Raw genomic sequence first — 13,656 nt, 5'->3', positions numbered from 1 at the left:
CGGCTCATTCAAAAAGACCGCGCAGCATCGCTCGCTGCCGGTCTTTTTGATTTGAATATAATGGGCCGCTGGCTCAGCCTGCGGGGATTGCTGCTTTGGGAAACGGAATATATTCCCGGCAGAACCGGGCACAGTATTTTACCAAATTGGAAGCCGCGTCTCTCTCCCAAGCGGACGCAAAAATAGCCGGACCGTCATATGTTCAATATGACAGCCGGCTATTTTGACATCATAACATAGCTGACTAACCAATACGGCTTGATAAGCCGGATTAGTTGTACTTGCGCTTACGAGCAGCTTCAGACTTTTTCTTACGTCTTACGCTGGGCTTCTCGTAATGCTCTCTCTTACGAATTTCCTGCTGAATGCCAGCCTTTGCGCAGTTTCTTTTGAATCTGCGTAATGCACTGTCTAAGCTCTCGTTATCTTTAACAATTACGTTTGACATCGCTCACACCTAACCTCCCTCCAGTTGTGTAATTGTGCATAATACAACTGTTTGGGTATTTTTAGCACTGCTATGATTATAGCATAAAAATACCGTACGTCAAGAATAATTTAATAAAACTTTCATTTATTTTGTTTTTTAAGGGAAACAGGCGTTATTTTGTCTGTTCTTCCACTACCTCAACCGCCTTTTTCAGGGCCTCTTCCACGCCGGCAGGATTCTTTCCGCCCGCCTGTGCCATGCCGGGACGGCCTCCGCCGCCTCCGCCCACCAGGCCCGCAATGGCCTTGATCAGGTTCCCGGCGTGAGCGCCCTTCTTCTGGGCACCGTCGGTGGCCGTGGCCATCAGGTTTACCTTGCCGTCCATCACGGATGCAATGAGAACCACGCCCTCTCCCAGCTTGTCCTTTAACTGGTCGCCCAGGCCGCGCAGGCCGTTCATGTCAACGTCCGCAACCTGGCTGGCCAGGACCTTGACGCCGTTTACTTCCTTCACCTGGTTCATCACATCACCCAGGGAATCCTTGGCGAGCTTGCTCTTAAGCTTCTCGTTCTCAGCGCTCAGAGTCTTGATCTCCTCCAGCAGCGCCTCGATCTTGGCGGAAAGGCCGGCAGGTGTGGTCTTGGCGGTCTTGGCAGCCTCATGAAGCTCCTTCTCAACCTCCTCATAGTGCTTCATCAGCCCCTCGGAGGTCAGCGCCTCAATACGGCGCACTCCGGCGGCGATTCCCGTCTCGGAAAGGATCTTGAAGGAGGCGATGCTGCCGGTGTTGGCCACATGGGTTCCGCCGCAGAGCTCTGTGGAGAAATCCCCCATCTTTACAACGCGCACGGAGTCGCCGTACTTCTCGCCGAACAGCGCCATTGCACCTGTCTTCTTGGCCTCGTCCAGGGTCATCACCTGAGTCTCAACCGGAAGTCCGGCCCGGATCTCCTGATTTACCAGCTCCTCCACCTTCTCCAGCTCCTCGGGAGTCATTGCGGAGAAATGGGTGAAGTCAAAGCGCAGGCGCCCTGCGTCCACGTAGGAACCGGACTGTTTTACATGCTCGCCCAGCACCAGGCGCAGCGCCTTCTGAAGCAGGTGGGTGGCGCTGTGGTTCTGACAGGTGAGCGCGCGGTTTCTGGCGCAGACGGACAGGGTCACGGTGTTGCCGCTCTGCAGCATGCCGCGGGTCATCACGCCCACATGGCCTACCTTGCCGCCCTGGAGATGGATGGTGTCCTCAACCTTGAACTCGCCGTTCTGGCCGGTGATCACGCCCACATCCCCCTGCTGGCCGCCCATGGTGCCGTAAAACGGAGTCTGCTCCGTAATCACGGTGCCTCTCTGGCCGTCGGTCAGAGCCTCCACGATCTCGTCCTCCGTGGTGAGAACCGTGATCTTTGACTCTGCCGTCAGATTGTTATATCCCACAAATTCCGTGGTGATGGCGGGATCGATGGACTGGTAAACGGTCACGTCCGCGCCCATATAGTTGGTGGTCTTTCTGGCCTTTCTGGCCTTGTCCTTCTGCTCCTTCATGGCGGCGGCGAATCCGTCCTCGTCCACTCCGTAGCCCTTCTCCTCCAGAATCTCCCGGGTCAGATCCAGCGGGAAACCGTAGGTGTCGTACAGCTTGAAAGCGTCTGCCCCGGCCAGGGTATTCTCCCCCTTGGCCTGCATGTCCGCGATCCGGTCGTTTAAGATGGACAGTCCCTGGTCAATGGTCTTGTTGAACTTGTCCTCCTCCTGCTCGAGCACCTTGAAGATCATCGCCTTGTTGTCTTCCAGCTCCGGATATCCGTCCTTGGAAAGCTCGATCACAGTGGCGGCCAGGCCTGCCATAAACTGGCCTTCGATGCCCAGCTTTCTGCCGTGGCGCGCGGCGCGGCGCAGCAGACGGCGCAGCACGTAGCCGCGGCCCTCGTTGGAGGGCATGATGCCGTCGGAGATCATGAAGGTGCAGGACTTCACGTGGTCGGCCACGATGCGCAGGGAAACGTCGGTCTCATGATCCTTCTGGTATTCCGTGTGAGCCAGCTCGCAGACGCGGTCCAGCAGCGCCTTGTTGGTGTCCACGGTAAACAGGGAGTCCACCCCCTGAACCACTACCGCCAGACGCTCCAGGCCCATGCCGGTGTCGATATTTTTGTGCTCCAGCTCCGTGTAATGGCCCTTGCCGTCGTTGTCGAACTGGGTAAACACGTTGTTCCAAACCTCGATGAAGCGGTCGCAGTCGCAGCCCACCGTACATCCGGGCTTGCCGCAGCCGTACTTCTCGCCTCTGTCATAGTAAACCTCGGAACAGGGGCCGCAGGGACCTGAGCCGTGCTCCCAGAAGTTGTCCTCCTTGCCGAACTTGAAAATGCGCTCAGCCGGGATGCCGATCTTCTCGTTCCAGATGCGGAAAGCCTCGTCGTCCTCCAGATAGACGGAGGGATAAAGCCGGTCCGGATCCAGTCCCACCACCTCGGTCAGAAATTCCCAGGTCCAGCGGATGGCGTCGTCCTTAAAGTAGTCGCCGAAGGAGAAGTTGCCCAGCATCTCAAAGAAGGTGCCGTGGCGGGCGGTCTTGCCGATGTTCTCGATGTCTCCGGTGCGGATACACTTCTGGCAGGTGGTCACGCGCTTTCTCGGCGGAATCTCCTGGCCCGTGAAGTAGGGCTTTAAGGGGGCCATGCCGGAGTTGATCAGCAGCAGGCTGTTATCATTATGCGGAACCAGTGAAAAGCTCTTCATAGCCAGATGGCCCTTGCTCTCAAAGAATTCAAGGAACATCCGGCGCAGCTCGTTCACGCCGCGGTACTGTGGTTCTTTCACTTTATTTTCCTCCATATCTTTACATCATAAATTGGCGCAAGCCACAGCCTGGCCGCGAATCTTCTGCCGCCGGCCGCCGGACATACGCCGTATTTCATAACCGTCATTTTACCATATCGTTATGTATTAATCAAGCGGGAATTGCAGAAAGAATCCCGGTTTCAAGGCCTTTTTGGCGATGTTTTTCACGATTTCAGGCCCGGTCCCTCCGGCTGCTGATCCGTGAAGGCAGCAAAAAAGCCCGGTTCCCCAGGCTTTTTCCGGACGCTCGGTCCGTTGTTCATTTGCTCTGCATCAGTTCTTCGTAGCGGTCCACCAGCTCGTAGGCCCGATCTCTGGTGAGCGCCGTCAGGGAGGTGGTGACACCCACGCCCTCCAGGCTGCCCGCGTTGTTTTTGGCGTTGTTCTCCACTGCCCGTGCTTCCCGGCTCTTCATCCACTCCTGCTGCTCCGCAGCCAGTGTAGCGGCGTCCTCCTCGTTCAGCTTATCCAAAAGCGCGTTGTAGACAGTGTTCATCTCGCCCTCCCAGAGCTTCAACTCCGACTCCGCCGAGGCTTTGAGCGAATAGGCGCTGGAGTCCTTATCCTCCTCCCGCAGCTTCTGAATCTGATTGTCCAGATCCACAAGGCGCTGCCGGTAATCCGTGTCCGGCACCAGGGTCGTATTCTCAGCACGGCCGCCGACGCCTTCCAGGGGAGAGGCCGGCATGGAGGTTGTGGTCGAAGCCGCGGCCCCCGGTCCGGCTCCCGGGCCGTTTCCGGTGCCCGTGGAAGCTCCCGTTCCGGAGGAGGCTCCCGCCGCTGCTCCGGGGCCTGGGGCTGCTCCGGTTGCTGCTGCCGCTCCGGCTCCGGCGGATCCCGTTGCTGCCGCTGCAGCCGGATCTGCCGCTGCCCTTGCTCCCGGCCCCACTGCGGTCCCGGCTGCCTGCGTCTCAGCAACCATGGCGGGCGCCGCCTCCGCAGACGCCTCATCCGCCAAAGCGCCGGTCTGCCCGCTCTCCTCGACCTGAGTCGCCGGCGCGTCCGGCACTGAGTGTTTCTCCTGAACCGCCGGAGAGGGCGATCCGGCAGTGCTCTCCGGCGCAGCCCCTGCTCCCGCCGCCGGCGCTGCCTCAGCCTCAACCTCTGTCATCCTCATCTCAGCGCCGCCAGCCGCCATCTCCTGCGACGGCTCTTCACGGTTCACCACCGAGCTCGTATACCTGGTAACCAGCACTCCCACGACCAGAATGCATACGATCACCAGCCATATTCGTTTATTTTTCATATGCCTCATTCCTATTCTCGCACTTCAATAACTCTACATTAGCATAAAAAAATGGGAAAGGGAATAGCGTTGAAAAAGGAGTAATAGATTGTAAGAGATATGTAAGAAAAGGAGGGGGAGGCGGGAAGGGAATTTCCTTGTTTTGAGGAGGAGGGGGAGGCATCCGTTCGTGAGGGGGCGGGAGGGGGAGGCAGGTATGCTGGATTCAGTCGTAAGGGAGTCTAGCGGGTTGGGGAACGGCTAAATGCAAGAGGGAAATTGCTCAACTCGCTTCGCTCAGACACACGCAATTTCCCTCTTAACGCCGCTCCCCAACCCGCAAGACTCCCTAACTCCCTGCATACGCATACCCACCTCCCCCTCCCGCCCCCTCACCCGCTGGGTATCGGTTGGTGCCGCGTTTTTAGGGAAATGTTGCCCGCGTTGGAGGGAAAAGGGGGGTTAGGATAGTTTGTAGCCGGATTGATTGACGAGGGTGAGACAGGGGGGGATTTTGGTGGAGAGGGCTAGGGAATTATAGACTCTTCCCTGATCCAGGTATTCTTTTACAATCGTACATCCTAAATCCAGCGCTTTTTGCGATAATGATAAGAAATTGTCATAGTCCATCCAGTAGCTTATTTGTTTTCCCGTTGTTTGGACAATCAATTTTCGTTTTTTACTTGTGAACGGTTCTATTAAGTTAAAAAGATGGGAGGGATTTCATAGCCGATTTGTTTTAGGATTTCGATTCCGTCTAAACGTTTATAGCCGTCCTGCGGAATTTCGTTTTCTGTTTCACGGCAGTGGTGAATGATTTGGGATACATAGGAGGGCCAGTTGAGATTGATTTCAACCTTTTTGCCTTGAAACGCTGCCGGTAAGCCGCTGTTTAATAAAAAATGTTCCGCTATCGGAAAGTTTATGCGCAGTGCTGCTTTTGGTGTGGATTTCATTATGATTAACAGATAGGGGGCATTGCAGTAATCGTAATCATCATATCGAAAAAGCCATTTATACTCAACACCGTCAACTATGATTTTCCTGAATCGCCGCATTCTTTTTCCTTTCGTCTGGTATACTGCTTTTAGATAAGACAATCGCAAAACCAATCCCCGGCTTTTTTCTGTAAAGATTTGCCCCCTAAACTCATTTTTCATTTTTCCCCCATCCGACGCGTACTCTTTACGCCTCCACTCCCTCATCCACCATCAACTCTCCCCCATCCGCCGCGCTGGTGGCCAGCTGGTCGCACCGCTCGTTCTGGGGATGCCCGGCATGTCCTTTTACCCAGATAAACCGCACCTGATGCTTCTCCTTTGCTTTCAGAAGCCGTTTCCAAAGATCAATATTCTTCACCGGCCCGCTCTTTCCCCGGTTCCAGTTCTTCGCGATCCAGCTGTCGATCCAGTGCTGGTTGAAGGCGTCCGTCAGGTACTTGGAATCGGAGTACAGCTCTACCGCGCAGGGGCGGTTTAACGCTTCCAGCCCTACAATGGCGGCCATCAGCTCCATCCGGTTGTTGGTGGTCCGCACATAGCCCCCTGACATGGTCTTTTCGTGGAGCTGCCCCTGGCTGTCGGTAAAGTGCAGGACCACCCCGTAGCCTCCGGGGCCGTCCGGGTTGCCTCTGGCTGATCCGTCGGTGTAGATCTGTACGTTCGTCATGTGTTTTCTCTCCTGTCTGTTCTATGCTTAAAATTCTGTCATCTCCGCTCAGCGCTCCCACTTTTCGCAGAGCGCCAGGATCTGATCGGTAAACTTCTGCAGGTCCTTGTTGGCGCCGCCCTCGTTGTTCCGGATCACGTCCATCAGCTGCTGGCCCGCATTCACCAGCCTGGTGTAGATGCCCGTAGCCTTGCGGCGCTTTGCCGTCTCCTTCTCGATGAGCACCGGCGTCGTCTCCTTGATCCAGCAGCCGCGGATCAGATCAAACTCAGAGCCGGAATAGGGGGCCTTGGCCTGGTATCCCATCTCCTCCGCCAGTACCCGGGTGAACTCCGTGCAGTTCTCCTCATCCCCGTGGACCGTGAACACATACCGCGGCCGCTCCTTAAAGGAAAGCAGCCAGGTCAAAAGCCCGTCCTTGTCCGCGTGGCCGCTGATGCCCTCCATGTGGGCGATGTGGGCGCGCACGTCGATCTCCTCGCCGAAGATCTTTACCGCCGGGGCTCCGTCCTCCAGCAGGCGGCCCAGAGTGCCCTCGGCCTGGTAGCCTGCGAACACGATGGTGGATTCAGGCCGCCACAGGTTGTGCTTTAAATGGTGGCGGATCCGGCCTGCGTCGCACATTCCGGCCGCGGAGATAATCACCTTGGGCGTGGTGTCGAAGTTGATGTTTTTGGACTCGTCGCTGGTGATGGAAAGCTTTAAGCCCGGGAAGTCGATGGGGTTGACCCCGCGCTCCACCAGAGCCTTGGTCTCGTCGTCGTAGCACTCCGCCATGTTCAGCTTGAACACGTGGGTGGCCTCCACCGCCAGCGGGCTGTCCACATACACCTCAAAGCCGTCGTGGCCCTGGATCATGTTCTCTTCCTTGATGCGGCGGATAAAATACAGAAGTTCCTGGGTTCTGCCCACCGCGAAGGCGGGGATCACCACGTTGCCGCCCCGGTCTAAGGTCTCCTGGATGATCTGCGCCAGCTCCGGCACGTGATCCACGTGTTTCTTGTGATGGCGGTTTCCGTAGGTGCTCTCCATGATCACGTAATCCGCCTCGTCAATGTACTGGGGATTGCGGATCAGGGGCTTGTTCTGGTTGCCGATATCGCCGGAAAAGACGATTTTCTTCGTCACGCCGTCTTCGGTGGCCCAGACCTCGATGGACGCCGAGCCCAGAAGATGGCCCACGTCCGTGAAACGCAGGGTGATATCGCTGTTCAGCTTGAACATCTGGCTGTAAGCCACCCCTTCAAACAGCTTCAGCACGCCCAGCGCATCGTCGATGGTGTATAACGGCTCCACCTCCGAACGGCCCGCCCGGCGCGCCTTCCGGTTCTTCCACTCCGACTCCATCTCCTGAATGTGGGCGCTGTCGACCAGCATAATGTTGCACAAGTCCGCCGTTGCGTAGGTGGTGATGATACGCCCCTTGAAGCCTTTGGCGTACAGCCAGGGAAGCAGTCCCGCGTGATCGATATGGGCATGGGTCAGCAGCACGTAATCGATCTGGTTGTAAGGCACGGGCAGGGGTGCGTTTTCATACACATTGTTCCCCTGCTCCATGCCGCAGTCCACCAGAAGCTTTGTATTCCCAACCTCCAGATAATGACAGCTGCCGGTAACCTCATGGTCCGCCCCAATAAATGTCAACTTCATCTGCATTCTCCCCTCTATTTACATTTTTCCAGGATCAACAACGGTAACATTTGAATTTTCTGTCAATTCTGGTTCTAGTATAGCATAATCACTGAGAATAATGCAAACATTCTTTTGTGAAAAATAATTTTGAACAATTCACCGTGAAGTGTCATTTAGCGGACCAATTAAATGATGATGCAGATCATGCCGCCGTTGCTGTCGTTGATGATTTTCTGCAGCGTATCCTGCAGTTTCAGCTGGCAGTCCTCGGTCATCTGGGAGATCTTGGCCTGAATTCCGTCCTCCACGATCTGTTCCACGGATTTGCCGAAAATGTTGGCGTTCCAGATGCCGTCGTCGCTGTCCTTGGCATTTTCCTTTATGTAGGCGATCAGGTCCTCGGCCTGCTGCTCGCTGCCCACAATGGGCGCGATCTCCGTCTCGATATGAGCCTTGATCAGGTTGATGGACGGCGCCTCGGCCTTCATCTTCACCCCGTACTTGTTGCCGTGCTTGATCACCTGGGGTTCATCCAGCACGATCTCTGAGCGCTCCGGCGTCACAACACCGTAGCCCTTTAAACGCACCTGGGCCAGGGCGCTCTGGACCTTCTCGTACTCCTTCTGCATGGCGGCCAGGCTGCTTAAGGTCTGCATAAGCTGGTACTCGCCCTCGATGGGCAGGCCCACATAGTCGCTGAGAATCTGGTAATAGTAGCTGTCGTCCATATCCACCTGAACGGCAACGCTGCCGTCCGCCATGCGCATGTTCTTGATGGACATTCCCCGGATCGCCTCCGCGCCCTGCCCGGCCAGCTCACCGGCCACGTCCTTCATGTGGGCCACCTTCTGGACCACGCCCTTGGCGGCCTGGATCACCTGGGCCTTCAACCAGTGGGTGGAGGGAAGGATTTCCAGCCATTTGGGAATATGGAAATCAATCTCCGTCACCGGGAACTCCTTCAGAACGCGTTCCAGAATATGGAAAACATCGTCCTTCTTCAGCTGCTCACAGTTCACCGGCAGCACGGACACCTGGTAGGTTTCAGACATTTCCCTGGCCAGCTTCGCCGTCTCATCGGAGTAGGGTTTGACGGAGTTTAACAGCACGATGAAGGGTTTCCCCAGCTTTTTCAACTCATCGATGGTCTGGTTTTCCGCCGCTATGTACCCGGGCCGCTTCAGCTCGCCGATGGAGCCGTCGGTGGTCACCACGATTCCGATGGTGGAGTGGTCGTTGATCACCTTGCGGGTGCCGATCTCCGCCGCCTGGGTAAAGGGAATCTCGTTCTCGAACCAGGGCGTCTTGACCAGCCGCTCCTCGCCGTTCTCAATGTGTCCCGCAGCGCCGTCCACCATGAAGCCCACGCAGTCGATCAGCCGTACTTTGGCTTCGATGCCGTCCGCCAGGCTGATGCTGGCCGCTTCCTTGGGAATGAACTTGGGCTCTGTAGTCATAATGGTCTTTCCCGCAGCGCTCTGAGGCAGCTCGTCGCGGCTCAGATTGCGCATGTTCTCGTCCTCCATGGCCGGAAGCACCAGGAGCTCCATAAAGCGTTTGATAAAGGTGGATTTGCCGGTGCGGACCGGTCCCACAACGCCGATATAGATCTCCCCTCCTGTTCTGGCCTGGATATCTTTGTATACATTAAAATTGTCCATAAATATACCCCCTTGCTATGCTGATATAGTATATGCAAGAGGGTATGACCATATGCTGTAAAGAATGCGGGGCTAACAATGTTCCAGCAGCTTCAACGCCTTTTGGGCCCGTTCTTCCAGGGAAAACGTACAGAAACTCATCTTGTTCACCCGGACCGCATCCAGATTGTCCCGGATCTCAGCAGCCTTGACCCTGGCGGCCAAAGGGTTGCAGCTGATATCCTCTATGTAATCGAAGTACGTGATATCCGGCCGCTTCGTCAGCTGGCCCACCGCCTGCACCACCCGGTAGGGAAAACCGGCGTCCTTTAATTCCCGCAGGGAAATGTCGCCGTCCTCCACCACATCGTGCAGAAGCGCCACCATCTTTTCATCTTCCGTCTCCATCTGCTCCATCACCCGCAGCGCGTGATCCAGATACGGCTTGCCGTCCGGTCCGGTCATGCTGCCCAAGGTTTCTTTTGTGATTTCCATTGCACGCTTTAGCATACTTGCAACCTCCTCCCGGTTCATGGGGACCTCACACCCAGGGGGGCAATCGCCCGCAGGATGCGCCGACGGACCATTACACTCAGCAGAAAAACGCCCCGCAGGTGTACTTTTATTATACCAGCGGGGCGCATAAAAATCTATTGAATTTCCAAAAATCGGTCGACTTTTTATAACATTTTTTTAACAGTCCAGCGGTTAATCCGGTTGAACTGCCTCAACACCGGCTATCACTCACTTAGGTAAGCTTTCTTCACCTGATCGTTGTTTAACAGGTCTCCCGCGTCGCCGCTCAGCACAATATTTCCCGTCTCCAGAACATAGGCGCGGTTGGCGATGGAGAGGGCCTTCTTGGCGTTCTGCTCCACCAAAAGCACGGTGGTGCCGTCTCCGTTGATCTTCTGGATAATGTCGAAGATCTCGTTCACGTAGATGGGCGAGAGTCCCATGGAGGGCTCGTCCATGACGATGAGCCGCGGGTGGCTCATCAATGCCCGGCCCATGGCCAGCATCTGCTGCTCGCCTCCGGACAGGGTTCCGGCAGGCTGATTCTTGCGCTCCTCCAGCCGCGGAAAACGGCGGTAGATCATTTTCAAAGTCTCGTCCAGCTCATTCTTGTCCTTGCGGGTGTATGCGCCCATCTTTAAATTCTGGAGCACCGTGAGGCTGGAAAATACACGGCGGCCCTCCGGCACGTGGGCGATGCCCATGCCCACCAGCTTGTAACCGGGTATCCGGGTCACGTCCGTCCCCTCGTACACGATGGAACCGCTTTTCGCCGCGATCAGACCGGTTATGGTGTGCAGGGTGGTGGTTTTCCCCGCTCCGTTGGCGCCGATCAGCGCGATGATCTCCCCCTGGTTGACCTCAAAGGAGATCCCTTTTATGGCCTGGATTACGCCGTAGTAGACTTCCAGACCTTTGACTTCCAACATAGCCATCTCGTTCCTCTCCTCCTTATTCACCAAGATATGCCTTAATCACTTCCGGGTCGTTGAGAACGGCGGCGGTTTCGCCCTGGCAGAGTACCTGGCCGAAATTCAGCACGGTCAGCTCCTCGCAGATGCCGCTCACCAGCTTCATGTCGTGCTCGATCAGAAGGATGGTCATGTCAAAATTGTCCCGCACAAAGCGGATGGTGTCCATCAGCTCCGCCGTCTCGTTGGGGTTCATGCCAGCGGCAGGCTCGTCCAGGAGCAGCAGCTTGGGACCGGTGGCCAGCGCTCTGGCGATCTCCAGCTTGCGCTGCTGGCCGTAGGGAAGGTTTGAGGCATTGTAATGGCAGTATTTGTCCAGATCGAACACCTTTAAGAGCTCGATCGCCCTCTCGTCCATCTTCCGCTCCACCTTGTGGTAACGGGGCAGGCGCAGTATCCCCTCGATGGTGGAGTAGGGATTGTTGTTGTGAAGCCCTACCTTTACGTTGTCCAGCACGGTCAGGTCCTTGAACAGACGGATGTTCTGGAAGGTTCTGGCCACGCCGGCCTTGTTAATGTCAATGGACCGCTTGCCCGTGATATTGTTGCCGTTTAGGACAATGCTTCCGGCGTTTGGCTTGTACACACCGGTTAAAAGGTTGAAGATCGTGGTCTTGCCGGCTCCGTTGGGCCCGATCAGGCCGTAGAGCTGCCCTTTCTTCACATTGATATGGAAATCATCCACCGCCTTCAGTCCGCCGAAGGAGATGCTCAAATGGGTTACATCCAGCATATTCATGTTTAAGCGGCCTCCTTTGCGTTCTTCTTGTGAAATTTCTCCATAATCCGCTCCCGCATGGCGATGGCCTTGGGCGCGGAGTTAAAGAGCATCATCACGATCAGCACCACCGCGTAGATCAGCATGCGGTAGTTGTTCAGTCCGCGCAGAAGTTCGGGCAGCAGAGTCAGGATGACGGCGGCGATAATGGAGCCGCGGATGTTGCCGATACCGCCCAGCACCACGTACACCAGAATCATGATGGACATGTTGTAGCCAAAACTCTTAGGCGTGGCCGCTAGACTGGAAAGGTTGTGGGCGTACAGCACGCCCGCCACACCTGCAAGGGAGGCGGAGATGCTGAATGCCATCAGCTTGTATTTTGTAATGTTGATTCCCACGGACTCCGCGGCGATGCGGTTGTCGCGGATGGCCATGATAGCCCGCCCGGAGCGGGAATTCATCAGGTTCAGCACAATGAACAGGGTCAGCAGCACCAGGATAATGCCAATGGCAAAGGTGGCTGCCTTGGGGGTGCCCGTAATACCCTTGGCTCCCTCGATAATCACCTGGCCGCCCTCCTGGAGGTTTAAATCAGCCTTTTTCATGGCGATGTGGATGCCGTTTGCGTCCGCTCCCACATACAGCACGTTGATCACGTTCTTGATGATCTCGCCGAAAGCCAGGGTCACGATGGCCAGATAGTCGCCGCGCAGGCGCAGCACCGGAATCCCGATCAGAATTCCAAACAAAGCCGCCACCAGAGCGCCGATGATCAGCGCCAGGATAAAGCGCACCTGCAGGTTGGGAATCGCTTCCGCGGTCAGCTTGGTGAAAAACGCTCCGCTGAACGCGCCCACGCACATGAATCCGGCGTGGCCCAGGCTCAGCTCGCCCAGGATACCCACCGTCAGGTTTAAGGACACGGCCAGGATCACATACATGCACAGCGGCACCAGCAGGCCCTTCATCAGGCTGGTCATATGGCCTGTGGCCATCATGATCTGCACCACCGCCCAGCAGGCGATCACCAGACCGTATGTAAGAGAGTTGTCAATCAGTTTTTTCTTCTTCATGCTATCCATCTCGCGCACCTACACTTTCTCGTTGATCTTCTTGCCGAGAATTCCGGTCGGACGGACCAGAAGCACTACAATCAGAACGGCAAATACAATGGCGTCCGAGAGCTGGGAGGAGATGTAGGCCTTGGACAGCGCCTCGATCACACCCAGAATAATGCCTCCGATAAACGCCCCCGGAATCGAGCCGATTCCCCCGAACACAGCGGCCACGAAAGCCTTGATTCCGGGCATAGCGCCGGTGTAGGGGGAAAGGTTGGGGTACGCGGAGCAGTACAGCACGCCGGCCACGGCCGCCAGGGCGGAGCCGATGGCAAAGGTCAGGGCGATGGTGCCGTTGACATTGATTCCCATCAGCGTGGCCGCGCCGTTGTCCTCGGAAACCGCCAGCATCGCCTGACCCATCTTCGTCTTGTTGATGAAGGAGGTCAGAGCCACCATAACCACCACGCAGGTGAGGATGGTGATAATGGTCACGGCGGAGATTGACAGCGCGCCACCGGCCAGCTTTAAGGTGGGCAGGTTCACCACGGAGGTGAACTGCTTGGTATTGGAGCCGAAAATCAGCAGCGCCAGATTCTGAAGGAAATAGCTGACGCCGATGGCGGTGATCAAAACGGCCAGCGGAGAGGCGCCGCGCAGCGGCTTGTATGCAATCCGCTCAATGGTGACGCCCAGCAGCGTGCAGACGATGACCGACGCCAGCACTCCCAGCACCGGAGGCATGCCCAGGGTGCTGATCACGGTGAAGGCGGAAAACGCTCCTACCATTATAATATCGCCGTGGGCGAAGTTCAGCATCTTGGCAATACCGTACACCATCGTATAACCTAATGCGATAATCGCATATACACTGCCCAGGCTAATGCCATTGATTAAATAGGACAGAAAACTCATAAGTGCAACACCTCTCAACTTTTTCTATTTTACCGTAA

General features: G+C 56.2%; 12 protein-coding genes. All 12 read right to left on the bottom strand.

Annotation, left to right across the window (positions count from 1 at the left end; all coding sequences use genetic code 11):
- Window positions 1-271 precede the first annotated feature (271 nt).
- The 12 genes from rpsU to ACK2JC_RS27475 all read right to left on the bottom strand — a co-directional run bounded on the left by rpsU (window position 272) and on the right by ACK2JC_RS27475 (window position 13,618).
- Complete coding sequence (rpsU, locus tag ACK2JC_RS27530) at window positions 272-448, bottom strand: 30S ribosomal protein S21 (protein ID WP_003504099.1); 177 nt, start codon at window positions 446-448, stop codon at window positions 272-274.
- 154 nt (window positions 449-602) lie between these two features.
- The gene (gene alaS, locus ACK2JC_RS27525) at window positions 603-3,251 is read right to left on the bottom strand and encodes an alanine--tRNA ligase (RefSeq protein WP_206196976.1); all 2,649 of its coding nucleotides are present in this window, start codon (window positions 3,249-3,251) and stop codon (window positions 603-605) included.
- Between the two features lie 280 nt (window positions 3,252-3,531).
- Window positions 3,532-4,518, bottom strand: coding sequence for a lysozyme inhibitor LprI family protein (locus ACK2JC_RS27520; protein WP_320936199.1), 987 nt, complete (start codon window positions 4,516-4,518; stop codon window positions 3,532-3,534).
- Window positions 4,519-5,195: 677 nt separating this feature from the next.
- Window positions 5,196-5,657, bottom strand: coding sequence for a hypothetical protein (locus tag ACK2JC_RS27515; RefSeq protein WP_368271411.1), 462 nt, complete (start codon window positions 5,655-5,657; stop codon window positions 5,196-5,198).
- 25 nt (window positions 5,658-5,682) lie between these two features.
- Window positions 5,683-6,165, bottom strand: a complete 483-nt coding sequence (gene rnhA, locus ACK2JC_RS27510) for a ribonuclease HI (protein ID WP_092360790.1) — start codon at window positions 6,163-6,165, stop codon at window positions 5,683-5,685.
- A gap of 48 nt (window positions 6,166-6,213) precedes the next feature.
- On the bottom strand, window positions 6,214-7,821 hold the full coding sequence (locus tag ACK2JC_RS27505; protein WP_092360791.1) for an MBL fold metallo-hydrolase RNA specificity domain-containing protein: 1,608 nt from the start codon (window positions 7,819-7,821) through the stop codon (window positions 6,214-6,216).
- Between the two features lie 161 nt (window positions 7,822-7,982).
- Window positions 7,983-9,458, bottom strand: a complete 1,476-nt coding sequence (gene spoIVA, locus ACK2JC_RS27500) for a stage IV sporulation protein A (RefSeq protein WP_107434751.1) — start codon at window positions 9,456-9,458, stop codon at window positions 7,983-7,985.
- 72 nt (window positions 9,459-9,530) lie between these two features.
- The gene (locus ACK2JC_RS27495) at window positions 9,531-9,947 is read right to left on the bottom strand and encodes a GTP pyrophosphokinase (protein WP_320937442.1); all 417 of its coding nucleotides are present in this window, start codon (window positions 9,945-9,947) and stop codon (window positions 9,531-9,533) included.
- 230 nt (window positions 9,948-10,177) lie between these two features.
- Window positions 10,178-10,888, bottom strand: a complete 711-nt coding sequence (locus tag ACK2JC_RS27490) for an ABC transporter ATP-binding protein (RefSeq protein WP_092360794.1) — start codon at window positions 10,886-10,888, stop codon at window positions 10,178-10,180.
- Window positions 10,889-10,904: 16 nt separating this feature from the next.
- Window positions 10,905-11,663, bottom strand: coding sequence for an ABC transporter ATP-binding protein (locus ACK2JC_RS27485; protein ID WP_107434752.1), 759 nt, complete (start codon window positions 11,661-11,663; stop codon window positions 10,905-10,907).
- A 2-nt stretch (window positions 11,664-11,665) separates the two neighbouring features.
- A complete protein-coding gene (locus tag ACK2JC_RS27480) occupies window positions 11,666-12,727 on the bottom strand; it encodes a branched-chain amino acid ABC transporter permease (RefSeq protein ID WP_092360980.1) in 1,062 nt (353 codons plus the stop codon).
- 9 nt (window positions 12,728-12,736) lie between these two features.
- A complete protein-coding gene (locus ACK2JC_RS27475; protein WP_107434753.1) occupies window positions 12,737-13,618 on the bottom strand; it encodes a branched-chain amino acid ABC transporter permease in 882 nt (293 codons plus the stop codon).
- Window positions 13,619-13,656: the final 38 nt, after the last annotated feature.

The sequence above is a fragment of the Enterocloster lavalensis genome (assembly GCF_046603895.1).
Classification (GTDB): Bacteria; Bacillota; Clostridia; order Lachnospirales; family Lachnospiraceae; genus Enterocloster; species Enterocloster lavalensis.
This window is presented reverse-complemented; position numbering and strand designations above follow the sequence as displayed.